Origin of the sequence: Curtobacterium herbarum (genome assembly GCF_016907335.1) — a bacterium.
GTDB lineage: Bacteria > Actinomycetota > Actinomycetes > Actinomycetales > Microbacteriaceae > Curtobacterium > Curtobacterium herbarum.
On sequence record NZ_JAFBBT010000001.1, the window covers coordinates 1,892,086 to 1,918,095 of the forward strand.

Sequence of the window (26,010 nt, forward strand, 5' to 3'; positions counted from 1 at the left end):
GTGGGCTGACAGGGGTCCCTCTCGGCCGTGTGGCCGGAGGCGTTAGACGATCCGTCCGACGATTTCGCCGTCGGACCGCCGGTCGGTCAACTGGCCGCGACGACGCCGGCCGAGGTCGCGTCCTGCACCGCGCGGGTGATGCCGGCGGCGGCGTTCGTGGCGACGCGGGCCAGGTAGGCGCTCCGTCGGGCCGCGGTGGTGCGGGACGCCGGCGCGGGGGCGAACCCGCCGTCGCCGTAGTGCTCGGCGAGACCGTCGCGGAGCAGGCGCATCGCTTCCGACCGCTGCTGCGAGACGGCGGAGTGGGTGATGCCGAGCTCGGCGGCGACGTCGGTGACGGTGCGGTCGCCGAAGTACACGGCCTCGACGATCAGGCGCATCCGGTCGGGCAGCGCCTGCACGGCGGCGACCAGGTAGCGGCGCTTCTCGGCCTCGAGCAGGTCCTCACCCGGCAGCGGCAGGTCGGCGGCGACGGTGTCGTGCACGGTCTCGTCGATCGTGCCGACGGTGCGGGCGGCGTCGGTGAGCGCGTCCACGGCGGTCTGCCGGTCGACGCCCATCGCGTCGGCGATCTCCTGCGGGGTGACGCGACGCCCGAGACCGGCGGACAGCGCCTCCTGGGTGGCGAGGGTCTCGCGGATGCGCTTCCGGGTGCCGCGGCTGGCCCAGTCGCCGGCACGCAGGTCGTCGGCGATCGCGCCGGTGATGCGGGTCCGGGCGTAGGCGCCGAACGGCACGCCGAGCGTCGGGTCGAAGGCGTCGGCGGCCTGCACCAGGGCGACCGAGCCGACCTGTCCGAGGTCGTCGCGGCTGAGGTGTGTGGCGCGGGCGCAGGTCTCGGCGACGATGTACCCGACGAGCGGCAGGTGTTCGACGATCATCGCGTTGCGTGCGGTGCGGTCCATGGTGTTCCCCTGGTCGTCCTGTGTGGCTGACCCGTCCGTGGGCATGACGAACGCCGGCGTCGGGACCGCCGGGTACGTCGGAGAACCGCGGGGGTCCGTCCCCGCGGTGCGCTCGTGTCCGGACGCGAGCCCTGGACACGAGCCGGGGTCGTCCCCCGGTGCTGTTCTCGAACCTATCGGCTGCCTGAGTGCTCAGGGAGTCCCCGTTCGTACCCAGTGCGGGGGTGGGTACACCCCAGCAGTGTCCGCACTTCTGCGGACATCGGACAGTGTGTCCCCCGATCTGAGGACATGGCGTCCGGCGCTTACGCCCGGGCCGTCCCCGTCGATAACCCCTGGTGACCGCAGCCGGCGGTCGCGACCGATCCCGGAGGGAGCTGATGAGCGTGAACGACCTGTCCGCCGTCCTGTGGCGCGAACGAGAACTACTCGAACTGCTCACGTTCAAGCTCGAGGAGGAGCAGCTCCTGCTCGCCGCCGGGCGCTCCCGGTGGATCTCGCACGCCAGCCGCGAGGTCGAGCAGGTCCTCGACCGGCTCCGCACCACCGGACTCGAGCGCAGCGCCCAGAGCGCCGCCGTCGCCGAGGAGTGGGGCATGCCCTCCGACGCCCCGCTCCGCGAGGTCGTCGCCGCTGCCCCGTCCGGGCCGTGGGGCGAGATCCTCGCGTCGCACCTCGCCGCGATGCTCGAGCTCACCACCCGCATCGGTTCGCTGCGGGACGAGAACGACCGCTTCCTCCGCATCGCCGCCCAGGCCACGCAGGAGACCCTCGCCGGCACCGTGACCGACGCCGACACCTACGACGCCAGCGGTTCGTCCGGCACCGCCACCGACGGCGCACGCCTCTTCGACGGGAGCCTGTAGCGATGGTGAGCACCTTCGGCTCGCTGCAGACCGCGTACTCCGGGCTCGCCGCAGCCCGCGCCGGCCTCGACGTCACCGGCCAGAACATGGCGAACGTCGGCACCACCGGGTACACCCGGCAGCGGATCGTGCAGACCGAGGTCGGCGCCCCCGCCCAGACCGGCTTCGTCCGCGGCACCGCGGCGCTCGCCGGCCAGGGCGTGTCCGTCGACGCGATCGCCCGCCTGGCGTCCTCGACGCTGGACACCCGCGTCCGGTTCTCGGCCGGTGCCGCCGCGTACGCCGACACCCGCGCCGCCGCTCTCGACCAGCTCGAGACCGGCCTGCACGAACCGGGTGCCGACGGGCTGTCCGCGAAGCTCGACGGGCTCTGGTCCGCCTGGAGCGACCTCGCGACGCACATCGACGACCCGGGCTCGGCCAGCGCCCTGATCGGTGCGGCGACGACCGTCGCCACCGCCCTGGCCGCCGGGTCGTCCGCCGTCGACGCGCAGTGGTCCGCCACCCGTTCGGCCCTCGCCACGCAGGTCGGCCAGCTCAACGACGCCGCGCAGCAGGTCGCCGACCTCAACGGGGCGATCCGCACCGCGGTGGCCTCCGGCGGCACGGCGAACGAGCTCCTCGACCAGCGCGACCAGCTCACCGAGCGGATCGCGACCCTGACCGGCGCGGCCGTCCGCGACAACGGCGACGGCACGGTCGACGTCGTCATCGGCGGCAACCCGCTCGTCCAGGGCACCACCGCGCGCGGCGTCACGCTCGACGGGCCGCCCACCCTCGGTGCGATGAACACGGCGGCGGGCACCGGGAAGCCGACCGCCCCGTCCCTCAGCTGGGTCGGCGGCTCGGTCGGTCCGGTCGCCCTCGACGGCGGCTCGATCGCCGGCGGCCTGTCCCTGCTCGCGCCGGCGAACGACACCCACACCGGCGGTGCGCTGGCCGAGGCCTCCGCCGCCCACGACCGCGTCGCGACCGAGCTGGCCACCAGGGTCAACGCGCTGCACGCCACCGGCACGACCCCCTCGGGGACGACCGGCGCCGCGTTCTTCGCCCTCGCGCCCGGGGTCCCCGCCGCCCGGGGGCTGTCCGTCGTCCCCACCGACGGCTCCGGCCTCGCGACCCGGAGCGCCACCGGGCAGTTCGACGCCTCGGTGCTCACCGCCATCGCGGGCATCGGCTCGGGAGCCGGAGGCCCGGACGCGACCTGGGCGACGTTCGTGACGGGGGTGGGCAGCGCCTCCCGGACGGCCTCGTCGGAATCGACGCTCACCGGACTCGCCCTGACCAACGCGCGCACGCAGCAGCAGTCGAGCGCCGGCGTCGACATGGACGAGGAGAACGTCTCCCTGCTCGCGTACCAGCACGCCTACCAGGGTGCGGCGCGGGTGCTGACCGCCGTCGACGAGATGCTCGACACCATCATCAACCGCCTCGGCCTCGTCGGGAGGAGCTGACCGTGATCACCCGTGTGACCACCCAGATGACCATGGCCGCCGCGCAGGCGCGGCTGCAGGCCGGAGCCGCGAAGGTCGCCGACCTGACCGACCAGGCCACCACGCTCAAGGCGATCCGGAAGCCGTCCGACGACCCGGCCGGCACCGCGACCGCCATGCAGGTGCGGAAGGAGCAGGCGCAGGCCGCCCAGCACGCCCGCAACGCCGACGACGCCGTCGGCTGGCTCGCCACGACCGACACCGCCCTGGCCGACGTCGGGAACGTCCTCGGCAAGGTCCGCGACCTCACCGTGCAGGCCGCCAGTGACAGCACGGGCAACGCCACGGCCCGCGACGCCTTCGTCACGGAACTGCAGGGCCTGAAGGCCGACCTGCTCAGCACCGCGAACACGAAGTACGGCACCCGTTCGGTGTTCGCCGGGTCCTCACCCGCGGGCACCGCCTACGCCGACGACACCACGTGGGCGGGCAGCGCGAGCACGAGCGTCACCCGGACGATCGGCACTGGAGACCAGGTCCGCGTCGACACCGACGGCAGCGCCGTCTTCGGGACCGGGAGCTCGTCGGTCTTCGCGCTCCTCGACGGCATCGTCGCCGACCTGCAGGCAGGCACGAACGTGAACCCACGACTCGCCCAGATCGACGCCGCCCAGCTCGCCGTGCGCGGTGCCCAGGCGGACGTCGGCGTCCGTCACTCCGCCGCGCTGTCCGCACAGGACTCGCTGAAGACACTGTCCACCACCCTGGAGGGCCGCCGCTCCGGTGTCGAGGACAAGGCCCTCGCCCAGGCCGTCCTGGACCTGCAGATCCAGAGCACCAACTACCAGGCAGCCCTCGCCGTCACCGCGAAGGTCCTGCAGCCGACCCTGATGGACTACCTCCGATGAGCATCGACCTCACCTTCCCCGTCGCACCGTTCGGCCTCGAGCCGCTGCACGCCTTCACGCTCGACCTGGTCGAGGGCACCGAGGGCCTGTTCGCCCTGGTCGGCTCGGGCACCACCGCCGCCGGGGTCGACGCCCCGCGGCTCTACCTGCTCGACGCCGCGGTGCACCTGCCCGACTACGCCCCGCTGCTGTCCGACGAGCAGGCCGACGGCATCGGGCTGACCCGTGCCGAGGACGCGATGCTGCTCGTCGTCGCGAACCCGGACACCGCGGGCACCACCGTCAACCTGCTCGCCCCCGTCGTCGTGAACGCCCGGACCGGCGTCGGTGCGCAGTGCATCCTTGAGGACCAGGACCTGCCGGTCCGCGCGGAGCTCGTGCGCAGCTGAGGGACGTCGGCGCCCAGCGTCCCCGGGCACCCCACGGGTAGCGTCGACCGCATGTCCAGCTCCTCGAAGGACCACGACGCGCTCGTGCCCATGCCGCCCGCGCCCGTGCAGTCCGCCACCACGCCCGACGGCCAGCGCGTCCAACCGGACGCCCCCGCCTGGAACGGCTGGCTCGACCGGGCGATCTCGGTCCAGCGTCCGGTCGTCGTCGCCCACGTCGCCCGCGTCCGTCGCCGACACCCGGACGCCTCCCCCGCGCAGGTCGTCGAGATCCTGGAACGCCAGTACCTCACCGCCGTGACGTCCGGTGGCGCCGCGGTCGGTGCCAGTGCGGTCATCCCCGGCGTCGGCATGATCGCGAGCCTCGGGCTCAGCGGCGCCGAGACCGTGGGCTTCCTCGAGGCCAGCGCGCTGTTCGCCCAGTCCGTCACCGAGGTGCACGGCATCACCGTCGAGGACCCGGAACGCGCCCGCGCCCTGGTCATGGCGATGATGCTCGGCGCGCCGGGCACCCAGCTCGTGAAGCAGCTCGCCGGCCAGGCCAGCGGCGGCCAGGGCCGCACTGCCTTCTGGGGTGAACTCGTGACGTCGTCGCTGCCGAAGTCGGCGATCAGCGGCATCGGCGGGAAGCTCCGGGCCTCGTTCGTGAAGCGCTTCCTGACCCGTCAGGGCACGTCGATCCTCGGCCGCGCGATCCCGTTCGGCATCGGTGCGGTCGTCGGCGGCCTCGGCAACCACGCGCTCGGCCGGAAGGTCGTGCAGTCCTCACGCACCGCGTTCGGCCCGCCGCCCGCGCACTTCACCGTCGTGCTGCAGCCCTCCGGTGGCGAGGAGCAGCAGCCGCCGAAGCGGCTGAGCAAGCGGCAGCAGCGTGCCCTGGAGCGCGGTCGCGACCACTGACGCGGCGCGCGCGACGTGACGCAACGGGAGGCTCCCCACCAGCTGGTGGGGAGCCTCCCGTTGCGTCGGGCCGGTTGCCGGTCGTCTCCCGCGACCCAGTCAGTGACGACGGGTCGGCGTGACGACGACCTGGCCGGCGTGGGCGAAGCCGCCGCCGAAGCCGAACAGCAGCGCCGGGACGCCCTCGGGCAGATCCCCGCGGTGCCACGCCTTCGACAGCCCGAGCGGAACGCTCGCCGCCGAGGTGTTGCCGGACTCGACGACGTCGCGGACGACGTACTTGTCCTCGCCGCCGAGTGCGGTGACCAGGGGCTCGATGATCCGCAGGTTCGCCTGGTGGAACGCGAACACGCCGATGTCGTCGAGGGTCAGGCCGGCGCGTTCGACGACGGCGCGGGCGTGTCCCTCGGCCTCGGTGATCGCCCACCGGTAGATCGAGCGACCCTCCTGCTGGAAGATCTCCGGGTCGTGCGTGACGCGCACGGCGTCCTGCAGGTGCGGCACGCTCCCCCACGAGACGGAGCTGATCTGCGGCTCGTCGGACACGCCGAGGACGACGGCGCCGGCACCGTCACCGACCAGGACGCAGGTCGACCGGTCGGTCCAGTCGGCGATCCGGGAGAGCGTCTCGGACCCGATCACGAGCGCGGTGTCGGCGGATCCGGTGCGGATCGCCTGGTCGGCCAGCGCCGTCGCGTACTCGAAACCGCTGCACGCGGTGTTGATGTCGATCGGCGCCGGACCGTTCGACATCCCGAGTGCCGCCGCGACCCGCCCGGCCGTGTACGGCGAGCGGTCACGGTGCGTGGTGGACGCGACCACGACCAGGTCCACGTCGGTCGGCGCGACCCCGGCGTCCGCCAGGGCGTTGCGCGCGGCCTCGGTGGCCATCGACGTGACGCTGTCGTCGGGGCCGGCGATGTGCCGGGTCTTGATGCCGGTGCGGGTGGTGATCCACTCGTCGTTCGTGTCGACCATGGTCGACAGTTCGTCGTTGGTGAGGATCCGGTCGGGCTGGTGGTGGCCGAACCCGATGATCCGGCTGCCTCGGAGTGCTGGGATGTTCACACCCGGCACGCTACGCCTGTCGTCCATCGCCGCATGCCCGGCACGGCATGCGGCGCCCCGGTCAGTCCCGGGCCGCCGCGGTGGCGCGGCGGTTCGCCTTCTTGATCGCGTCGACGAGCTCGTCCTTCGTCATGGTCGACCGTCCGCGGACGTCGAGGCGCTTCGCGACGTCGAGCAGGTGCGCCTTCGAGGCGTTCGCGTCGACGCCCTCCTCGGTCGTGCCGGAGCCGCGCGAGCCGGCGGCGCCGGAGTCCGACGGGCCGGCGGACTCCTTCTCCTCCCAGTGGTCGCCGACCTTCTCGTACTCGTGCTTCACGGCGGCCCAGGCGGTCCGGCCGGCGCGCTGCCCGTCGCCGTACTCGGCCTCGGCGGACTTCCGGGCGGCTCGGTAGACGTCCTGCGCGTGCTCCGGGGACCGCTGCAGGGTGCTGGGGAGGTCGTCGTCGGCGGGCATGTCGGGCTCCTTCGGATCGGATCGGGTCGGGCGCCGGTCGGCCGCCGGCGCGGTGGTCTCCACCGGTACTCGCAGGGCCTGGCAGCCGGTCGAGGGGCAGGCGTAGACCTGGGTGATGGACTACACACATCTCGGACGGACAGGGCTGTCGGTGTCACGGGCAGTGCTCGGCACGATGAACTTCGGACCGGAGACCAGCGAGGACGACTCGCACGCGATCATGGACCGGGCGCACGAGCTCGGCGTCAACTTCTTCGACACCGCCAACGCCTACGGCGGCTCGGTGGGCAAGGGCGCCACCGAGGAGATCATCGGCCGCTGGTTCGCCGAGGGCGGCGGACGGCGCGACAAGACGATCCTCGCCACGAAGGTCTACGGCGACATGACCGGCTGGCCGAACGGCGGCAAGCTCAGCGCGTACAACATCCGCCAGTCGATCGACGCCTCGCTCCGTCGCCTGCAGACCGACCACATCGACCTCTACCAGATGCACCACGTCGACCGGGACACACCCTGGGACGAGATCTGGCAGGCGATGGAGATCGCCGTCGGCCAGGGCAAGGTCCTCTACGTCGGGTCGTCGAACTTCGCCGGGTGGCACATCGCCCAGGCGCAGGAGGCCGCCGCGCACCGGAACTTCCTCGGGCTCGTCAGCGAGCAGTCGATCTACAACCTGGTCGTCCGCGACGTCGAGCGCGAGGTCCTGCCGGCCGCGCAGCACTACGGCCTCGGGGTGATCCCGTGGTCGCCGCTGCAGGGCGGACTGCTCGGTGGCGTCATCGAGAAGTCCGAGAACGGGTCGCGCCGCCTGTCCGGGCGGAGCGCCGAGTACGTCGATGCCCACCGTGACCAGCTGACCGCGTACGAGTCGTTCGCGAAGGAACTCGGCCACACCCCGGGCGAGCTCGCGCTGGCGTGGCTGCTGCACCAGCCGGGCGTGACCGCGCCCATCACCGGCCCGCGCACGATGGAGCAGTGGGAGTCGGCCGTCCGCGCCGTCGACGTCCGTCTCGACGACACGGCACTCGCGCGCCTCGACGAGCTGTTCCCCGGTCACGAGACGTCCCCCGAGGACTACGCCTGGTGACCTGACCCTCTCGCGAAACGCAACGTGGGCGGCATCACGCAGCGGTACTCCGTTGCGCGGCATCGCCCACGTTGCGTTTCGCGGGTCGCACACGTGACGACGGCCCCCGCTCGGAGAGCGGGGGCCGTCGTCACGCGCGAGCAGGTGTCAGCGGGCGCCGACCGGGCTCTTGTCCTCCTCGTCGTAGAGGACGTAGCCCTCCTCGCCGTGGACCGCGGTGTCGATGCCGGCGACCTCGTCCTCGGTCTTGACGCGGAAGCCGATCGTCTTCTCGATGATGAAGCCGATGACGAAGGCCAGGACGAACGAGTACGCACCGACCGCACCGGCGGCCGCGGCCTGCTTGCCGAGCTGAGCGAACGAGCCGGAGTAGATCAGGCCGGTGTCGTTGGCGAAGAAGCCGAGGAACAGCGTGCCGAAGATGCCGCCGACCAGGTGCACACCGACGACGTCGAGCGAGTCGTCGAAGCCCAGGCGGTACTTCCAGTCGATGGCGAAGCAGCAGACGATGCCGGCGAGGAAGCCGAGCACGAGGCCCCAACCCGGGGTGAGCGCAGCGCAGGCCGGGGTGATCGCGACGAGACCGGTGACGGCACCCGAGGCGGCGCCGACCGAGGTGGCCTTGCCGTCCCGGAGCTTCTCGACGAGCAGCCAGCCGAGGATCGCGGCGGCCGGAGCGGCGAGCGTGTTCACCCAGGCGATCGAGGCGATGCCGTCAGCAGCACCCTCGGAGCCGGCGTTGAAGCCGAACCAGCCGAACCACAGGATGGCGGCACCGAGCAGGACGAACGGCGGGTTGTGCGGCTTGTGCGCACCCTTGGCGAAGCCGACGCGCTTGCCGAGGACGATCGCCAGGGCCAGGCCCGCGGCACCGGCGTTGATGTGCACCGCGGTGCCACCGGCGAAGTCGATGACGCCCCACGTGGCGGCCCAACCCGAGGTCAGGTTGAAGACCCACGAGGCGACCGGGAAGTAGACGACCGTGACCCAGACACCGGCGAAGATCATCCACGCGCCGAACTTGGCACGGTCGGCGATGGCGCCGGAGATGAGTGCGACGGTGATGATCGCGAACGTGGCCTGGAAGCCGACGAAGGCCATCGACGGGTAGGCCGCGTCGATCTTGGAGGCCCGCGCCTCCTCGAACGCCTGGCCGAGGCCGAGCTGGTTCCAGTCGATGCTGAAGAACCCGACGACGCCGGAGATCGCCGTGTGGTCGCCGGGGTTCGCGAAGGCGATCGCGTAGCCGTAGAGCACCCAGAGGACGCTCACCAGGGCGATCGCTCCGAACGACATCATCATCATGCTGATGACGGACTTGGCCTTCACCAATCCGCCGTAGAAGAAGGCCAGGCCGGGTGTCATGAACAACACCAGCGCCGCCATGACCAACACGAACGTCGTGTTGCCCTGATCAAGCATGTGTGCACCTCTCGTGAGCTGTGCGGCTCTCGTCCGCCTCGGGTGCGACCGAGTCTGGCGACGGCGTGTTTCGCCGGAGCGCTCGGTCTGTTTCGCGGAGGTAACGTCAGGGCGCGTTCTGTGAACGCTGTGTTTCGTGGACCGGTCAGCGCGGTGTGCAGGTGCCCCGAGCGACGTGCGAGGACGGTCAGGAGGCCCGGGGCTGGGTCTCCGCGCTGGCGTCCGTCTCCGCGCTGGCACCGGTCTCCGGACGGGCGTCGGTCTCCGCGCGCGTCAGCGCGACGACGCGGCTGGCCGCGCGCAGGTACTTCTTGCGGTACCCGCCCTCGAGCATCACCTCGGGGTAGACGGTGTCGAGCGGGATGCCGGACGCAACGATCCGCACCTGCGCGTCGTAGAGCCGGTCGACGAGCGCCACCCAGCGCAGCGCATCGGTCTGGTCGGTGAACGCCTGCACGTCGGTCAGCCCGACGGCGTCCAGGCCGTCGACCAGCGCGACGTACTTCGACGGGTGCACCGACGCCAGGTGGGCCACGACGGACCGGAAGTCGTCCTGCGTGACGCGGGCCGGGCCTCCCGTCCCGGATGACGACGCCGCCGACGACGACAGCGACGCCAGGACGGACGGGACGTCGTCGACGACCGAGGCGGACTCGTCGACGGCACGGCGACGGAAGTCGAGGCCGTCGATGCGCATCGTGTCGAACCGGTCCGACATCGCCTGGATCTCGCGCAGGAAGTCCTGCGCCGCGAACCGGCCCTCGCCGAGTGCGCCCGGCGGGGTGTTCGACGTGGCGGCGAAGCGGGTGCCGGACTCGGACAGCTCCTTGATGAGCCGCGTCATCACCATGGTGTCGCCCGGGTCGTCGAGCTCGAACTCGTCGATGCAGACGAGGGCGGTGCCGCGGAGCAGGTCGACGGTGCCCTGGAAGCCGAGCGCGCCGACGAGGGCGGTGTACTCGATGAAGGTGCCGAACGTCTTCCGGCCGGTCGCTGCGTGGTAGGCGGCGGCGAGCAGGTGGGTCTTGCCGACGCCGAACCCTCCGTCAAGGTACACACCCGAACGCGTCGGCGTCTCGGGCTCCTTGCGCTTCCGGCCGAACAGCCCCCGCTTCGCCGGCTCGGGCGCGGTCGTGACGAATGCCTCGACCGCGTCCCGGACCTCGGCCTGCGACGCGTACTCCGGGTCGGGGCGGTACGAGGAGAACGACGCGGTGGTGAACTGCGGCGGCGGCACCAGCGAGTCGGCCATCTGCTGTGGGGTCACCTGCGGGTCGCGGTCCACGAGGTGGGCGACGGGAGCGAGTTCAGGCAAGACGGCCTTCCGGTGCGGAGCGAGCGTGTCGTGCACGTCGTGCGGTGTCACGGTGCGGCGGGGACTCGGTCCGCCCGCGTACCGTTGCCGTCGACGCGCAAGGACCGATCGTAGTCCGCACGCCACCGATCCCCAGGAGGTACCCCCGATGACCGCACCGGTCGACCCGTCCGAGAAGTTCCGCTCCTACGCGCACCCTGAGCGCCTGGTGTCCACCGAGTGGCTGCAGGAGCAACTCGACGCCGGAGCCGGATCGCCGGAGCTCGTCGTGGTGGAGTCCGACGAGGACGTCCTGCTCTACGAGACCGGTCACATCCCGGGCTCGGTGAAGATCGACTGGCACACCGACCTCAACGACCCGGTGCAGCGCGACTACATCGACGGCGAGGCGTTCGCCCGTCTGGTCGGCGGCAAGGGCATCGGCCGTGACACCACCGTCGTCATCCACGGCGACAAGAACAACTGGTGGGCCGCCTACGCCCTCTGGGTCTTCACGCTCTTCGGGCACCAGGACGTCCGCCTGCTCGACGGCGGCCGGGCGAAGTGGATCGCCGAGGGCCGCGCGACGACCACTGACCGGACGACCGTCGAGCCGGTGGAGTACCCGGTCGTGGAGCGCCACGACGAGCCGGTCCGCGCCTTCAAGGACGACGTCCTCGCGCACCTCGGCAAGCCGCTCATCGACGTCCGGAGCGCCGCCGAGTACGACGGCTCCCGCACCACCGCACCGGACTACCCGGAGGAGGGCGCCCTCCGCGGCGGCCACATCCCCACCGCCGTGAACATCCCCTGGGCGACCGCCGCCGCCGCGGACGGCACGTTCAAGTCCCGCGACGAGCTCGACGCCGTCTACCGCGACGGTGCCGGCATCGGCGACGCGGACGAGGTCATCGCCTACTGCCGCATCGGTGAGCGCTCGAGCCACACCTGGTTCGTGCTGCAGCACCTGCTCGGCTACGAGAACGTCCGCAACTACGACGGCTCGTGGACGGAGTGGGGCAGCGCCGTCCGCGTCCCGATCGTGCAGGGCTCGGAGCCGGGTACGCTGCCTGCTCGATGACCGAAGCAGCACTCCCCCAGCCCCTCGCCGAGATCCGCGACGACTTCCTGGCCCTCTCGCTGAACGACCGCCTGCAGCTCCTGCTCGAGTTCTCCGACGAGCTGCCGGCCCTGCCGCCGCGCCTGCAGGGCCACGAGGACGAACTCGAACGTGTCGAGGAGTGCCAGTCCCCGGTCTTCATCACCGTCACGGTCGGCGAGGACGGTGACGCTCCCGACGTCGTCCGGATGCACGCCACGGCGCCGCGCGAGTCCCCCACCACCCGGGGGTTCGCCTCGATCCTGGCGCAGGGCCTCTCCGGTCTGACCGCCGAGCAGGTCCTCGCGGTGCCGGCCGACTACCCGCTCACGATCGGGCTGTCCGAGGCGGTCAGTCCGCTGCGGATCCGCGGCATGGTCGGCATGCTCGGCCGGGTGCAGCGGCAGGTCACGGCGGCGGTCGCGTAGCCGCCTCGTTCCGGACGGGCGCGGCCCGCGCAGCGGTGACGCGCCAGCGTCACGCGGGCCGCGCCGACCGAGCGTGCGAGGGAGGACGGTGCCAGCTGGTACCGCGCCTCCCGTCCGTCGTTCCCGCCGTCTGCTGAGCGTTCCGGTGGAACGCACGGTGCACGTGACAGGATGGGCCCGTCAACCGACGAGGGGAACGGGACGACATGGGGAAAATCCACGGCAACGACCCGACGGGGTACTCCTACGGAGACGCCGACGGACTGAAGTCCGCTGCGACGGGGCTCGCGAACGCGATCAGCGGCCAATCGGGGTCACGGGCGTCGTACGTCACGACCGCGAGCCAGGAGTTCCGGGGGTACTTCTCCCAGGTCTTCGCGGACAACGCGGACGTCGCCTCCCGAGGGGCGTCCGAGCTCGTCGGCGCTCTGCAGAGCCTGTCCGGCTTCGTCGAGCAGCTGCGTGAGGCCGCGAAGCAGGAGGACGACCGGCGGGCGAAGGCGAAGGCCTGGGCGGCGCGCAAGAAGGAGCGCGAGGACAACTTCTTCGTCGCCGCGACCCACGAGGTCGGGACCTGGTTCGGCGCCGACGACGACCCGAAGCCACCGGAGCCGGAGCCCGAGCCGCACCGCCAGGCCGACGCCGTGACCGTGAGCGGCCGGACCATCCCGGCCGGTGGGGGCGGCGGAGGCGGCGGCACGTCGTCGGCGGTGCCCGCAGACCTCCGGTCGTTCCAGTCCGGCATCCGGTCGTGCGACGAGTTACTGGCCGGTGCGGTCTCGACCTTCCGCAACGCCCTGACCGACTACGAGTCCGGCTGCAACCCGTGCTGGGGCACGCTGAACGCGCAGTCGCTCGTGACCGCCGTGAACGACTGGCTGACCGCGAACGGTCAGGACGCGGCCTGGGCAGGGACCGTCGCGGCGCAGTTCGAGGCCGCAGGCGGTGGCACCGGACCCGCCACGCTGTCGGACGCCTCGATCTCGGCGGCCCTGGCGGCGGCCGGCATCGACGCCACCCGCGACGACCTGACCATCGGCCCGTTCTCGGCGATGGGGACCCCGCCGACGAACGGCTTCGCCGACGACCCGGTGAACACCGCGACGGGCAACTTCCTCGAGCCGGAGACGGACCTGCGCTTCGGCGGGGCCGCGGCAGCGCTGCACGTCTCGCGGATGTACAACTCGCTCGACACCCGGGTCGGGTGGTTCGGCATCGGCTGGTCGTCGGTGCTCGACGTCCGGTTGGAGCTCGGCGACGAGGTCGCGTCGATCGTGCTCGAGGACGGACGCCAGGTCGACTTCCCCCGGGACGGCGACGGCTGGGGACGCGGGGTCGGCGAGGACCTCTGGCTCCGCCGTGAGGACGCCGTGCTCGTCGTCGCCGACAACGCCGGCGGTCGATGGACGTTCACGCCCGCCGGGCTCTGGCTCGGCACCGACCGGGGGCCGGGCACCGGCGTCTCGGTCGTCCGCGGCGCCGACGACCGGATCACCCGGCTCGAGCACGAACTCGGCCGCGCGGTCCACGTCGAGTACCAGGACGACCGTGTCGCCTCCGTCTCGGCGTCGGACGGCCGCCGTGTCGAGTACCGGTACGACGACGCCCGCCGCCTCGTCGCCGCGCAGGACGCGGTCGGCACGCGACGCTACCGGTGGGACGACGCGGGCCTGGTCGACCAGGTGACCGCGGCCTCCGGCGTCGTCGAGTGCGTCAACGTGTACGACGCGCAGGGCCGCGTCGTCGAGCAGCGCACCCCGTTCGGACGCACCGTCCGGTTCGCGTACCTGCAGGGCCGGGTGACCTCGGTGTCGGACACCGACGGAACCGCCACGAACACGTGGATCTCGGACCGGAAGGGCCGCGTCGTCGGCATCGTCGACGCCGACGGCCGCCGTCAGTCGATGTCGTACGACCCGCACGGCAACCTGGTGTCGGTCACCGAGCGCGACGGCCAGACGACCGTCCACGGGTACGACGACCGTGGCCGACGCGTCCGCACCGTGACGCCGGAGGGCGCCGACCTGACGTACGGCCACGACGAGCAGGACCGCGTCACGACGATCGTCACGGCGGCCGGTGGCGTCGTCGAGTACGAGTACGCCGACGCAGCGGACCGCAACCCGTCGGTCGTCGTCGACCCCGTCGGCGGTCGGACCGAGCTCGAGTGGCGCGGCGGCACGCTCGTCCGGTGCACCGATCCGACCGGGGTGACCGTCACCTTCCACCACGACCGGTTCGGCGACGTCGTCGACATCGAGAACGCCGACGGCGCGGTCGCACGACTCGTGCGCGACGACGCCGGTCGTGTCGTCGAAGCCCGCACGCCCCTCGGCCACCGCACGCACTACCGGTACGACGCCACCGGGCTGTTGACCTCCCGCGAGGAGCCCGACGGCGGTGTCTGGCGGTACGAACACGGTCCGGGCGGTCGGGTCACCGCGACGGTCGACCCCACCGGGGCACGGACCGAGCTGACGTACGGGCCACACGGCCAGGTCGTCGCCACGACCGACCCACTCGGTCGGGTCGTCACGAAGGACTTCGACGCGTTCGGCAACGTGACGACGGCGACCCTGCCGGACGGGGCCGAGTGGGGCTTCGTCCACGACGCGCTCTCGCGTCTCGGCACCGTGGTCGACCCGGCCGGCGGCAGCTGGACCCGCGAGTACGACGCAACCGGGCAGGTCAGCGCGACCGTCGACCCCACCGGCGTCCGGACCGAGACCGAGCGCGCACGCGTCGACGGCGTCGCGGTCGTGCGGAACGCGTTCGAGGACGTCACCGTCCGCACGGACGAACTCGGTCGGCCGCTGTCGGTCGAACACGCCGACACCTCCGCGGAACTGACCACCTACGACGCCGCTGGGCGGCCGGTGGAACTCGTCGACGTCGAGGGTGGCCTCACGGTCATCGAGCGCGACCGGGCCGGTCGGGTCGTCGCGGTGACCACGCCCGCCGGGCGGACCAGCCGCTACGAGTACGACCGCTGTGGTCGTCCCGTTGCCGCCGTCGACCCGGCCGGCGCCCGCACCACGCTGACGTACGACGCCGATTCGCGGATCACCGCGCGGACGATGCCCGACGGGACGGTCGCGCGGACCGAGTACGACGCCGTCGGCCGTGTCGTGCGCTCCCAGGTGCCGGGTGTCGGCACCGCGGAGTACCGGTACGACCGGGTCGGTCGGATCGTCTCGGCACGGGACTCCCGGTTCGGGCAGCGGTCGTTCCGGTACGACGCCGCCGGCCAGTTGACCGCCGCGGTGAACGGACTCGGTGGGGTGACCCGCTACGAGTACGACGAGCGCGGCCGACTCGTCCGCACCACCGACCCCCTCGGTGGCGTGACGGTCCGGACGTACACGCAGCTCGACAAGGTGGCGACGTCGACCGACCCACTGGGACGAACGACCACCGCGACGTACGACGCGGGCGGGCGCCAGCTGACCCAGACCGATCCCGATGGCAAGGTCCTGCGATGGGAGCACGACGCCGCCGGGCTCGAGGTCGCCCAGTACGCCGACGATGCACTGCTCGCCCGCATCGACCGCGACCCGCGTTCCCGGACCGTCACGATCACCGACCACACACGTGGCGGCGAACCGGCGACCCACACGCTGGAGTACAGCCGGCTCGGACAGCTCGTCCGCCGCAGCACCGGATCCCGCGAGACCCGGTGGCGCTACGACGCCGACGGCCTCCGGACCGCTGTGTACTCCCCCGACGGCACGGTCACCCGGTACGACCGCGACGCCGTCGGTCGTGTCAGCCGTGTCGAGCACACCGCCTTCGGCGACGTCCGCTACGACCACGACCCCGCCGGACGTCTGACGGGCCTCCGGGCCGGGCACCGGCTGCAGTCCTGGCGTTACGCGGACGGCCAGCTCGTCGAGCACACGACGACCGACGCCGACGGGTCCGACGTCACCCGTATCGAGCGTGATCCCGACGGGCGGATCCTGTCGGTGGACGGCCCCGCCGGACGGACCGGGTACGGCCACGACGACGGGGCACAGCTGGTCTCCGCCGAACTCGTGTCAGCGGTGGGCCCTTACCGCCGGTCCGACTGGGTCTACGACGCAGCCGGACGACTCGTCGAGGAACGCACCGATGATCGAGTTCGTCGGTTCCACCACGACGCGGCCGGTCAGCTCCTGCGGGTGGAGGACGGTGACGAGTCCGTCACCTACGAGTACGACGGGCGCGGCCAGCGCACGCGCGAACTCCGGAGCGACGGCAGCACCACCGACTCACTCTGGGACGCCCGCGGGTGGCTCACGGGCACCCGGACGCAGGGTCCGGATGGCTCAGCGTCGACCAACCTGACGGTCGATGCCCTCGGCGAACTCGCCGACGTCGACGGTGTCCCGATCACGTGGGACACCGCGGCGGCCACGCCGACGCTCCTCGCGGTCGGCGACGCCCCGGTCCTCCGTGCTCCCGGTGGCATCACCGGAGTCGGTGACGCCTGGACGACCGCCGGCTGGCGCAGCGCCCGTGCGGCCTCGGAAGCGGACCCGTGGCAGGTCCTCGCCGACGTCGGAGGCGCGTCCCTGCCCGCGGCCGTCGGTGTGGGTGCCGACGGCACCCTGCAGGTCGCCGGCCTCGAGTGGATGGGCGCCCGCGCCTACGACCCGACCACCCGCGGGTTCCTCTCCGTCGACCCGCTCGCTCCGCCCGCCGGAGCCGCCTGGGGTGGCAACCCGTACTCGTTCGCCGGCAACGACCCGCTGCACGCCCTCGACCCGCTCGGGCTCGCGCCGATCACCGACGCCGAGCTCGAGGCCTACGCCGCCAGCGAGCAGGGTCCCCTGGCCCGGGCCGCAGCGGCCACGGGCGAATGGTTCAAGGACAACTGGGAGTACGTCGCCGGTGGCGCGATGGTCGTCGGCGGTGGGCTCCTCATGGCCACCGGCGTCGGCGGTCCGGTCGGCATGATGCTCATCAGCGCCGGCGCGGACACCATCATCCAGAAGGCCACCACCGGCGAGGTCAACTGGGGGCAGGTCGCCGTCAGCGGAGCGTTCGGCGCGGTCGGCGGCGGCTTCGGTGCGGCGATCGGGAAGCACTTCGTCGGCAACGCGGTCGAGGGTGCCGTCGAGAACGTCGCGAACACCGTCGTCAGTGGGCAGCCGGTCACACCGGGCAGCCTGCTGCAGAACGCCGCAGAGGGTGCGGCCACATCCGCGGTGACAGGTGGGGTGCTCAACAAGGTGCATCTGCCGCATGCGATTGAAAAGCTTGGAGATGACACCCCGTCACCACCGAATGGTCAATACGTCACGGACCTGGTTTCAACTGTTCGACGCAAGCACATCCTCGATGGCGAGGTTCGTGGGGACGGGTCATTCGGTGGCGGGCATCGGCACGGCACCGGATTCCCCGGCAAGTCGGAATTCCCTGCTTCTTGGAGCGATGGCAGAATCATCCACGATATCTCTGACGTCGCGACTGACCCAAATCTCGAGTGGGTGCGGCAGGGTAAGGCCGGGACGACCTTCATCGCGAACGGCATGCGGGACGGCGTCGCGATTCGAGTAGTCATCAGAAACGATGAGATCATTTCCGGATTCCCTACCAACACACCGAAAAACCCACAATGAACGAATTTGGCAATTACCGAAATCAGGCACTCCACATCATTAGCGGACTCGAAGAGCGGCTCGGAATTCAAGCGCTGGAAGATGCGCGCGATCTCGTTGAATGCGACGAAGCCCCTATCGGTCTGAGCATCGCAGCAGGGCTCATCGCGGAGCGCAACCTCACTGTTCCCATGTGGATCGTCGAGGACATCAAACGTCTCTTGCAAGAGTGGCCAGAGGAACTCGCTGAGCTTCCCGAAGACTTCGAGACGCACGGCTCTGATCTGCTCCGCGGCGATGTGCCACCCGAAGGGCCGAGTACCTGATCGGGGGTTCCGCATGCTGCGCCTTTTCACTCTTGACTTGATTCAAAATGAAGGCGTGGATGTCGAACTCGACGACATTCTGGAGTCTCTGTACCTGCCCGAGCTTTACTGGACAGCAGAGGATATATTCGTCAATGTCTCCCCCGGTTCCGGATTGGAAATTACTGAACTCGAACAGGTGTCGAGCACAGCCGGTCTCCCCAGTCCGGTACTCGACCCCGCCACCTTCACTCGTCTCGTCGCAGCCACAGTGCAGTTCATCGAGGGCGAATTCATCGGCTTCGAGGAAGCAGATGTGAGTCAGCTCGACAAAGCCGTCATCGTCATTGATGTGGTGGACGGAGCATGGTGGACGGTGATCCTCGACCTGGATCGAGTCGGAGTGCAAGACCGGTTCACTGCGATCTTCGGGGAAGGAACACCGGCGGCGGCCATGTCCCGCCGGCCACACGACCCTTGAAGGAGCGGCGTCAGATGAGCGAGCGCCGTTACAACGCAGCAGGAGGCGATCCAATTGTCCCCGACAACTGAGATCACACCAGTCCATGACGGAGACATGTTCGCCATACCCATCGACACTGACCGCGCCTATATCGGTCAGGTTGTAGCAAACACCGAAGGCGCATTGTACGTGATCGTTTTTAACTGGATTGAACCTAAACTCGATGAAATCTCCTACATCAGTAATGTTCCCAATAGTGATCCTTTGTTTGCCACGCTAACATTCGACAGCCGCTTTCGGCCGCACATGTGGAAGGTCGTAGGTCACGCTGAACCTGATGCAGATCGATTCCTGCCAGCGTTCTCCTACGGAACCATCAATCCTGGACAGGTGAGGATCACTAATTTCTTCGACACGATACATCGCGACGCCACCCCGGAGGAAGCGGCCGCGATCCCGACCCGGAAGTACCGCTCGCCTATGCGCCTGGAAAAAGCTCTGCGTGCACGCGAAGGTCTACTTCCACACTTGTCGTCCTACGACGAGTTCATCTACCATCCGACCCCAACGTCTGCAAGTCTTTTCCGCTCCTGAACGATGATGCGTCTCCACAGAAGCCCAAGATTTGTGTTCTGTTCCCACCTGGCATGCGGAGCTTGTTCAGCAAATCATTGACGGCAGCCCATCTCAAGTGACGCAAAACATGATCGTCGCGGGGACAATTGGAGCCACGATGAGCACCAAACCCGTTGCCCCCGCGCCCGACATCTTCATCGAATCGGAAGTCCTCATCCGCGGAGTGGTCCGCGATGCGTAAGTTGAGAGGTACGGCGACTGATGGGTGTATTGACCGTTCGGGACCTCGACCGGATCCTCGCGCACTCCACCGTGCCGGTTCCCCCGGAGGTGGAGTCGGTGATGGCTCGTGCTCAGAAGGACGACGAGGTCTTCGCCGACCGCTTCAGCGCAGCGGAGTTCGTCACCATGGTGCGCTCCAAGTACCTGGCTCGCGAACCGAATCTCCGCGAGCTGATCGAGCCGCTTGGTGGACTGGGCAGCGCTCCAGTCCTCTTCTGCCAGGTGGAGTCCGGTGAGGAGGTCGTTTCGCTCGTGCTCGACGAGCACGAAAACGAGGTGCTCGCTGCGACCTACCTCGATCGATCTCGGACGACGAGGACGGTCTCGGTCCGGTACCTCCGCGTGCTCCTCCTGGCCTCGACACTCCCGGCAGCGGCTCGCGCCGTGGCCGCCATCGAAGCGCTGCCCGATGGCCGGCTCCTCCGCCTCGCGAGACCGAGGCGGCCAGCATCGCGAGGACGCTCTGGACGAAGTACAACCTGGCGCGCGAGAAGGGCGTCGTGGTGGTCGGACTGGAACAGTTCACGAAGGACCTCTCTGATGCTGGATCCATGGACGTTCTGCTGGGCTCGATCTGGCTACAGGACTCATTGGTGACCGCAGCCCTGGACGCGACTGCTCGTCAGATCGTCGGCGTGCTCTACATCACTGATTTTCTGCCCCCGGCCGGACGCACTTCCCCCGCCCGATGATTGCCGAAGTGGCCCGGAGGAGGCGACGCAGCTTGAGCAGCAGGAAACAGCCGTACGAAGCACGGCCGGGAGACGTGTTCGGCATACCGTTCCAAGGCCGGCACTGCCATGCAGAACTGTTCGACTGACGACCGGAAAGCCCTATCCTGGTGTCACTCGACATAGGCGGAGGACCCCTATTGAGTACGAGCAAGGCGCTGCATGCCACCGCAGGCGATGTCTTCATGATCCCGATCAGCGACTCATCGGCGCATCTGGGACAGGTGATCGCGGAACGCGGCGTCAGCCTCTACATGATCGTGTTCGACCAGGTCGTGCAGATCGATGCACTTAGCGACAGTCGCTCATGGCAGCTCGATACGGAACCGTTGTTCGCCATCCAGACCTTCGATGGGAGATTCGACGAAGGAGCATGGCAAGTGATCGGCCACGCTGAGCCAGACCGTGAACGCTTCCTTCCGGCCTTCACGCACGGCCTCGTGGAGACCGGAGGGGTGCGCGTCACCGATTTCAGTGGCACTCGAGAACGCCTCGCGACGCCGGAAGAGTCAGCAACTGTCCCACACACGATCACTCGCTCTTCGCTACTGCTCGAGATGGCCGTTCGTGCGCAGGCTGGCTTGGAACCGTGGCTTCCAGCTTTCGACGGCATCCGATACAAGAAAACGCCTACTTCTGCAGAGCTCTTCGGCGCATGACACAAATGGCTGGTTGGCGAGCAGAGGACACCACATGCGCGAGCAACGTCACCGATTTGCAGGAGGAGGCCCGCATTGGACATGACGAAACCGGGGAATCTCGCGAATGCCGGCGACGTGTTCCTCATCCCCGTGGACAGCAGCCGGGGCTACCCAGGCGTGGTGGTTGCAGAACGCAACGCCAGCCTCTACGTCCTCGTGTACGACCAAACCCTTCCATTGCACAGCAGTGGCAACGCGTCCTCCTGGAACTTCACGGTCGATCCGCTCTTCGCTGCGCTCACGTTCGATGCTCGCTTCTACCACGGCGACTGGAAGATCATCGGGCAGACAACTCCGGAGCCGGATCGCTTCCTGCCAGCGTTCAGCTACGGATCTCCAGAACCCGGAGGAGCACGAGTCTCCAACTTCACCGGGACGACCAGCCGATCAGCGTCGCCGGCGGAGATGCAGACCATCTCACCCGAGATTTATCGGATTCCGATGCTTCTCGAGAGGGCCCTGCGTGCTCACGCAGGCCTCGACCCCTGGTACCCGGTGTTCGACGAGATTCGTTACACGAAGACGCCGACATCAGCCGAGCTGTTCGGCTCCTGATTCCGATCGCGCATCGCCGCCTGCATGCACGGGACCCATGCAAAGAACAGACACCAGCTGTCACAGCAGGATCGCCCTGTCTTCCCTTGAGCAGAAAGGTCACCGATGCTGCGCCTCTTCACTCTTGACTTGATCCAGAACGAAGACGTGGATGTCGAACTCGACGACATCTTGGGATCTCTGTGTCTCCCCGAACTCTCTTGGACAGCCGAGGACATCTTCGTCAACGTCTCCCCTGGCTCCGGATTGGAGATTCGTGAACTCGAACGAGTGTCCGGCACGCCAGGTCTTCCGAATCCGGTGCTCGACCACGCCACGTTCACTCGTCTCGTCGCAGCCACGGTGCAGTTCATCGAGGGCGAGTTCATCGGCTTCGACGAAGCCGATGTCGGTCAGCTCGACAAAGCCGTGATCGTCCTCGATGTGGTGGACGGAGCGTGGTGGACGGTGATCCTCGACCTGGATCGAGTCGGCGTGCAAGACCGGTTCACGGCGATCTTCGGAAACGGTACATCGGCGGCGGCCATGTCGCGCCGCCCACACGACACCTGAGGGAAGGCCTTTCATGAGCGCTCGGTTGCCCGAGATCGAACCGGTGCACGCCGGTGACGTGTTCGCAATCCCCGTCGACGGTCAACGGGCCTACATCGGGCAGGTAGTGGCCACGACCGTCGGCTCCCTCTACGTGGTCGTCTTCGACTGGATCGAGAAGGACCTGGCGCACGTCCCGCACATCAGCGCAGTCCCCGACGCGGATCCGTTGTTCGCCACGTTGACGTTGGACAGCCGGTTCCGTCCGGGCATGTGGAGTGTCGTCGGTCACGCGGATGCTGATGCGGATCGATTCCTCCCAGCGTTCTCCTACGGAACCATCGATCCCGGGCGGGTGAGGATCACCAATTTCTTCGACACGGTCCATCGAGACGCGACACCGGACGAAGCGGCAGCGATTCCGACTCGCGAGTACCGCTCGCCCATGCGCCTCGAGAAAGCGATTCGCGCTCGCGAAGGTCTTGTGCCACACCTGCCCTCGTACGACGAAATGACCTACCGTCCGACGCCGACGTCCGCAAGTATCTTCGGCTCGTGAACACACCGCGAACATCAACGAGGGAGCAGGGTCAGGTCGAGTCGGCTGGGACCCGCGGTCTGATCGTCACCGATGCGTTCTTCCGGATCCTCACGGACGCGTCGGATCAAGTGAACGACGGGGAGTTCATCGGCTTCGGGTCCGAAGCCGACGCCTCGACTGTGCGCGACCCGCTCGTTCGGATCGACGCATTCGACAGCTCCGAGTGGACAGTCATCCTCGACCCGGCCCGGGTACAGGTGGATACGACTTTCCGGAAGTGGTTCGGCGCCGGAACCGATGGGGCGCCCTTCACCCGGCGTGGAAGCGAGAGCTGGTCCTGATGAGCCCGAAGCGCACGATCTTCGACGTCACGGAAGGTGATGTGTTCTGTGTCCCGCTGAGCGACGGTACGGCCTACGTCGGGCAGGTCGTGGACGCCGGTCGACACGTCCTCTTCGTCGTCGTCTTCGACCATCCGGTCGATGTTCCAGTCAGAGCTGCAGAGGCTCTCCGCGCCCTCCAGCACGACCCGCTCGTCGCCAGTTTGACGTTCGACGCGCGGTTCAGCCCTGGGATGTGGGAGATCGTGACGAATGCGCCGGCGGACCGTCGGCGCTTCCTGCCGGCCCGCACCTGGGGCTTCCCCGAGACCGGGGGTGTGCGCATCACGAACTTCGATGGATCGAGGACGCGTTTCGCCACCGCCGAGGAAGCAGCGACCATCCCGCTGAAGACCACGCGATCACCCATGCTCATCGAGGACTTCCTGCTCATGCACGCGGCTATCGGTCCCTACAACCCAGCGCTCGAGGAAGCGCGCTACGTCCCCGTCCCGTCCTCTGCTGAGTTGTTCGACGAATGACCTCCCGCAGCAGATCAGGCCGTCCGGCCACCAGGCGGCCGGAGCCGGAGTTCGTCAGCTACCACCGCTTCATCGGTTCGCAACCGACGGGCGTCCTGGAGTTCCGCAACGTCGTCAACGGGATGACCATCCCTCCCCTGCGCTGGCTCGTCACCGACCTGGACATGGTCGCGCTGCCCCACTCGGACCTCAACGTCCTCGAGTGGGAGCAGAAGGTCCGCGACAGCAGCGGCGCCGGGCTGTGGATCACCGACGACGACCTGCGGCGCTTCGTCCGGGACAACCACCAGATGATCGACGGCGAGTTCTTCGGCTCACCGATCGGCAGCACCACGACGGACGCCTCGCAGGCAGTGATCCGCATCGACTTCTTCGACAGCACGACGGTCACGGTGACCCTGGATCGTTCGGTGATCGGGACCTCCTGGGAGTTCGAACTGTTCCTCGGACCCGGCGTTCCCGCGTCCGGCATCGGGAGCCGCGACGAGGAGATCGCCACCGAGCAGCGCCGCACACAGGACGAGCAACGCCGCGCACAGGAGGCACGCGACGGTCAGCAGATCCGCGCACTCGTCCGCGCGTGCCTCCAGAACGCTCCGATCGACGAGGCGCCGGCGCTCCTCACCCAGCTCGACGCAGTGGTCGACGTCACGCCGTCCGGGCCGCGTGCGTGGACGCTCGCGCTCGAACGCGACGACGCACCCCGCGTCGACCTCCCCGACGGACCACTGCCGGAAGCCGTCAGTTACCGGACCGACGCCGTGGCAGTCGGGGGCGAGTTGCTCATCTGGGTGCACGACGGCAGGATGCAGATGGTCGAGCTCCCGTGGTTCACCGACGAGATGCCGACTGAACTGCCTCGGCTCGATCAGCTCGTGTTCCCCGCAGAGCGAGACGCCGGAGACGGCGAGAGGACACCGTGACGAACACCACGTCGGCCCCCATCCAGCTGCACGTCGCTGGCGACACGGTGGACGCCGTCACGGTCGACACCGCCGTCACCGTCCGTTTCTCGAGCGGAGCGACCCTCCGGTTCGAGACAGCCTTCTCCCTGACCGAGACCGACGGCACGCACACGTTCATGGAGCCCGGCGACCCGCCCTCGCTCCTGCCGCTCCTCGCCCTCCACACGACGGTGGTGGAACGCGGCACCGTCACCGGCGCCCGCATCGCCGTCCGCTTCGCATCGGGTGAGCTGCTGGAGGGGTGGTCCCACCGCGACCGGCCCTCGTGGCACTGGTCCGAACCAGGACGAGCGCGCCTGGACATCGACGTCCTGACCGGCGGCGAGGTCGTCGCCCGCACGCTGCCCGGAGGGACGCCGTCATGAGCGCGGGAGTGGGTCACGACGGCCCCGGAGGAGACCCCGTGAACGACGACCACGGGCTCGAGTTCACCGACGCCCGGGTGGATGTCCTGACCGTCAGCTTCCAGACCACCATCGGCTTCTCGAACGGCACGACGATGCAGTTCGAGGCCGAGTTCGCGATCACCGGTCCGGACGGGGAACGCCGGCTCGTGGATCCGGGGCAGAAGGCATCGCTCGCACCCGTCCTGGCCCTGCTCGGCGACACGGTCAGGAACGCGACACTCGACGGCGCCGACCTCCGGCTCGACTTCGCATCCGGGACGGTCCTGCAGGCCTGGCCCGACGAGTCGTACGAGTCCTGGAACTACCGCGGCGCCGGGCCGGAGCGCCGGATGATCATCGCCATGCCCGGCGGTGGCCTGGCAGTCGTCGACCCACCAGCGACGTCCGACTGACCGGTCGTGCCACGATGGGGTGTCATCGGACGAGGGGAACGGACGACATGTTCGGCAAGCGCAAGAAGGACCAGCCATCGGGCTCCGAGTTCCACCAGGCTGACAGCGAACAGCAGCTCTTCGCGCAGCTCCTGGCCGAGACCAGGGCGGACCCCGAGAAGGTCTTCACCATCGACATGGTCGGTCGCGGCACACCCGGCCGTGACCTCGACGAACAGGTCGAACGACTTCGACGCTCCGGTGTGACGGCGTCGCATCCGCCAGCCACGGAAGCAGCAGCAGACCGCTCGTCCGCACGCGCCGTTCCCTCCGCCGACGAGCTGGTCCCACTCAACCGCCAGCCGTTCACCGCCGAGATCGGTGACGTCTTCTTCATCCCGGACGGCGGCGGCCGCGTGCTGCTCGGGCACGTCCTCGCGACGCTGCACGACGCCGTCTACGTCGCGGTCTTCCAGCGCCCCGAGGACCTCCCCCGCCCGGCCGACCCGCTCGTCGTGCTCGCCACGCAGCCGGTGGTGGCCGGGCTCACCCTGCCGGCCCGGTTCCAGCCGGGCATGTGGGAGGTCGTCGGCAACGTCGCCCCGGACACCGCCCGGCTGCTGCCCGCGTACACCTGGGGCACGGACCTCGACGGCGTGCACGTCACCGACTTCTCCGGGTCGCGTTCTCGACCCGCGACCGAGATCGAGGCGACGACGATCCCCCGCCGGATCGTCGTGTCGCCGTACTTCATCGACATCGCCGTCCGCGCCGTGGTCGGCCTCGTCGACTGGCACCCCGACTTCGAGCACCTCCGCTACCGCTCCACCCCGCGGTCCGTCGACCTCTTCCCCGACCGCTGAAGCTGGTGGCCGCTGAGGCGGG

The 26,010-nt window shown here is 69.4% G+C and carries 28 protein-coding genes; 23 read left to right on the forward strand and 5 right to left on the reverse strand.

What is annotated here, in order from left to right; all coding sequences use genetic code 11:
- Positions 1–86 precede the first annotated feature (86 nt).
- The gene (locus JOD51_RS09095; RefSeq protein ID WP_204607960.1) at positions 87–905 is read right to left on the reverse strand and encodes a sigma-70 family RNA polymerase sigma factor; all 819 of its coding nucleotides are present in this window, start codon (positions 903–905) and stop codon (positions 87–89) included.
- Positions 906–1,285: 380 nt separating this feature from the next.
- Between JOD51_RS09095 and JOD51_RS09100 the strand changes: the two genes are divergently transcribed.
- From JOD51_RS09100 to JOD51_RS09120, 5 genes are read left to right on the forward strand one after another with little or no spacing between them, the layout of a single operon-like run.
- Complete coding sequence (locus JOD51_RS09100; RefSeq protein ID WP_204607961.1) at positions 1,286–1,771, forward strand: flagellar protein FlgN; 486 nt, start codon at positions 1,286–1,288, stop codon at positions 1,769–1,771.
- A gap of 2 nt (positions 1,772–1,773) precedes the next feature.
- A complete protein-coding gene (flgK, locus tag JOD51_RS09105) occupies positions 1,774–3,225 on the forward strand; it encodes a flagellar hook-associated protein FlgK (protein ID WP_204607962.1) in 1,452 nt (483 codons plus the stop codon).
- 2 nt (positions 3,226–3,227) lie between these two features.
- Positions 3,228–4,112 (forward strand): flagellin N-terminal helical domain-containing protein, encoded by an 885-nt coding sequence (locus JOD51_RS09110; RefSeq protein WP_204607963.1) that lies wholly within the window; start codon positions 3,228–3,230, stop codon positions 4,110–4,112.
- Complete coding sequence (gene fliW, locus JOD51_RS09115) at positions 4,109–4,501, forward strand: flagellar assembly protein FliW (protein ID WP_204607964.1); 393 nt, start codon at positions 4,109–4,111, stop codon at positions 4,499–4,501. Before JOD51_RS09110 ends, fliW begins: the two co-directional genes overlap by 4 nt.
- A 51-nt stretch (positions 4,502–4,552) precedes the next feature.
- Complete coding sequence (locus JOD51_RS09120; RefSeq protein ID WP_204607965.1) at positions 4,553–5,401, forward strand: hypothetical protein; 849 nt, start codon at positions 4,553–4,555, stop codon at positions 5,399–5,401.
- 99 nt (positions 5,402–5,500) lie between these two features.
- Here JOD51_RS09120 and JOD51_RS09125 read toward each other — a convergent pair whose 3' ends face one another.
- Both JOD51_RS09125 and JOD51_RS09130 read right to left on the reverse strand, forming a co-directional pair.
- Positions 5,501–6,469, reverse strand: coding sequence for a beta-ketoacyl-ACP synthase III (locus tag JOD51_RS09125; protein ID WP_259556946.1), 969 nt, complete (start codon positions 6,467–6,469; stop codon positions 5,501–5,503).
- A gap of 61 nt (positions 6,470–6,530) precedes the next feature.
- Positions 6,531–6,923, reverse strand: a complete 393-nt coding sequence (locus JOD51_RS09130; protein WP_204607967.1) for a ChaB family protein — start codon at positions 6,921–6,923, stop codon at positions 6,531–6,533.
- A 115-nt stretch (positions 6,924–7,038) separates the two neighbouring features.
- Here JOD51_RS09130 and JOD51_RS09135 point away from each other — a divergent pair, with 115 nt between their 5' ends.
- On the forward strand, positions 7,039–8,010 hold the full coding sequence (locus JOD51_RS09135) for an aldo/keto reductase (protein WP_204607968.1): 972 nt from the start codon (positions 7,039–7,041) through the stop codon (positions 8,008–8,010).
- A gap of 147 nt (positions 8,011–8,157) precedes the next feature.
- Here the strand turns inward: JOD51_RS09135 and JOD51_RS09140 are convergent, their stop codons facing one another.
- Both JOD51_RS09140 and zapE read right to left on the reverse strand, forming a co-directional pair.
- Positions 8,158–9,432, reverse strand: coding sequence for an ammonium transporter (locus JOD51_RS09140; RefSeq protein ID WP_204607969.1), 1,275 nt, complete (start codon positions 9,430–9,432; stop codon positions 8,158–8,160).
- 187 nt (positions 9,433–9,619) lie between these two features.
- Positions 9,620–10,747 carry a cell division protein ZapE gene (gene zapE / locus JOD51_RS09145; RefSeq protein WP_239539821.1) on the reverse strand — a complete coding sequence of 376 codons (1,128 nt, stop codon included), beginning with the start codon at positions 10,745–10,747 and terminating at the stop codon, positions 9,620–9,622.
- Positions 10,748–10,895: 148 nt separating this feature from the next.
- Between zapE and JOD51_RS09150 the strand changes: the two genes are divergently transcribed.
- The 17 genes from JOD51_RS09150 to JOD51_RS09230 all read left to right on the forward strand — a co-directional run bounded on the left by JOD51_RS09150 (position 10,896) and on the right by JOD51_RS09230 (position 25,988).
- Positions 10,896–11,807: a sulfurtransferase gene (locus tag JOD51_RS09150; protein ID WP_204607970.1), complete on the forward strand. Its 912-nt coding sequence runs from the start codon at positions 10,896–10,898 to the stop codon at positions 11,805–11,807.
- Complete coding sequence (locus JOD51_RS09155) at positions 11,804–12,253, forward strand: SufE family protein (protein WP_204607971.1); 450 nt, start codon at positions 11,804–11,806, stop codon at positions 12,251–12,253. Before JOD51_RS09150 ends, JOD51_RS09155 begins: the two co-directional genes overlap by 4 nt.
- 206 nt (positions 12,254–12,459) lie before the next feature.
- Positions 12,460–17,856 carry a DUF6531 domain-containing protein gene (locus tag JOD51_RS09160; protein ID WP_204607972.1) on the forward strand — a complete coding sequence of 1,799 codons (5,397 nt, stop codon included), beginning with the start codon at positions 12,460–12,462 and terminating at the stop codon, positions 17,854–17,856.
- Positions 17,853–18,161 (forward strand): hypothetical protein, encoded by a 309-nt coding sequence (locus JOD51_RS09165; RefSeq protein ID WP_204607973.1) that lies wholly within the window; start codon positions 17,853–17,855, stop codon positions 18,159–18,161. Before JOD51_RS09160 ends, JOD51_RS09165 begins: the two co-directional genes overlap by 4 nt.
- Before the next feature lie 55 nt (positions 18,162–18,216).
- Complete coding sequence (locus JOD51_RS09170) at positions 18,217–18,621, forward strand: hypothetical protein (protein WP_204607974.1); 405 nt, start codon at positions 18,217–18,219, stop codon at positions 18,619–18,621.
- 96 nt (positions 18,622–18,717) lie between these two features.
- Entirely contained in the window at positions 18,718–19,197 is a 480-nt protein-coding gene (locus JOD51_RS09175) for a hypothetical protein (protein ID WP_204607975.1), read from the forward strand.
- A gap of 243 nt (positions 19,198–19,440) precedes the next feature.
- Positions 19,441–20,058 (forward strand): hypothetical protein, encoded by a 618-nt coding sequence (locus JOD51_RS09180; protein WP_204607976.1) that lies wholly within the window; start codon positions 19,441–19,443, stop codon positions 20,056–20,058.
- A gap of 274 nt (positions 20,059–20,332) precedes the next feature.
- Positions 20,333–20,851 (forward strand): hypothetical protein, encoded by a 519-nt coding sequence (locus tag JOD51_RS09185; RefSeq protein ID WP_204607977.1) that lies wholly within the window; start codon positions 20,333–20,335, stop codon positions 20,849–20,851.
- 75 nt (positions 20,852–20,926) lie between these two features.
- Positions 20,927–21,448: an Imm26 family immunity protein gene (locus JOD51_RS09190; protein WP_204607978.1), complete on the forward strand. Its 522-nt coding sequence runs from the start codon at positions 20,927–20,929 to the stop codon at positions 21,446–21,448.
- Positions 21,449–21,553: 105 nt separating this feature from the next.
- Positions 21,554–22,000 carry a hypothetical protein gene (locus JOD51_RS09195; RefSeq protein WP_204607979.1) on the forward strand — a complete coding sequence of 149 codons (447 nt, stop codon included), beginning with the start codon at positions 21,554–21,556 and terminating at the stop codon, positions 21,998–22,000.
- A gap of 25 nt (positions 22,001–22,025) precedes the next feature.
- Positions 22,026–22,538 (forward strand): hypothetical protein, encoded by a 513-nt coding sequence (locus tag JOD51_RS09200; protein ID WP_204607980.1) that lies wholly within the window; start codon positions 22,026–22,028, stop codon positions 22,536–22,538.
- Positions 22,535–22,861, forward strand: a complete 327-nt coding sequence (locus JOD51_RS09205) for a hypothetical protein (protein ID WP_204607981.1) — start codon at positions 22,535–22,537, stop codon at positions 22,859–22,861. The genes JOD51_RS09200 and JOD51_RS09205 overlap by 4 nt, the downstream gene beginning before the upstream one ends.
- The gene (locus JOD51_RS09210; RefSeq protein WP_204607982.1) at positions 22,861–23,382 is read left to right on the forward strand and encodes a hypothetical protein; all 522 of its coding nucleotides are present in this window, start codon (positions 22,861–22,863) and stop codon (positions 23,380–23,382) included. The genes JOD51_RS09205 and JOD51_RS09210 overlap by 1 nt, the downstream gene beginning before the upstream one ends.
- A gap of 122 nt (positions 23,383–23,504) precedes the next feature.
- On the forward strand, positions 23,505–24,305 hold the full coding sequence (locus JOD51_RS09215; protein ID WP_204607983.1) for a hypothetical protein: 801 nt from the start codon (positions 23,505–23,507) through the stop codon (positions 24,303–24,305).
- Positions 24,302–24,712: a DUF6188 family protein gene (locus JOD51_RS09220; RefSeq protein ID WP_204607984.1), complete on the forward strand. Its 411-nt coding sequence runs from the start codon at positions 24,302–24,304 to the stop codon at positions 24,710–24,712. Before JOD51_RS09215 ends, JOD51_RS09220 begins: the two co-directional genes overlap by 4 nt.
- Positions 24,713–24,750: 38 nt before the next feature.
- On the forward strand, positions 24,751–25,146 hold the full coding sequence (locus JOD51_RS09225) for a DUF6188 family protein (RefSeq protein ID WP_204607985.1): 396 nt from the start codon (positions 24,751–24,753) through the stop codon (positions 25,144–25,146).
- 47 nt (positions 25,147–25,193) lie between these two features.
- Positions 25,194–25,988, forward strand: coding sequence for a hypothetical protein (locus tag JOD51_RS09230; protein ID WP_204607986.1), 795 nt, complete (start codon positions 25,194–25,196; stop codon positions 25,986–25,988).
- Positions 25,989–26,010 lie beyond the last annotated feature (22 nt).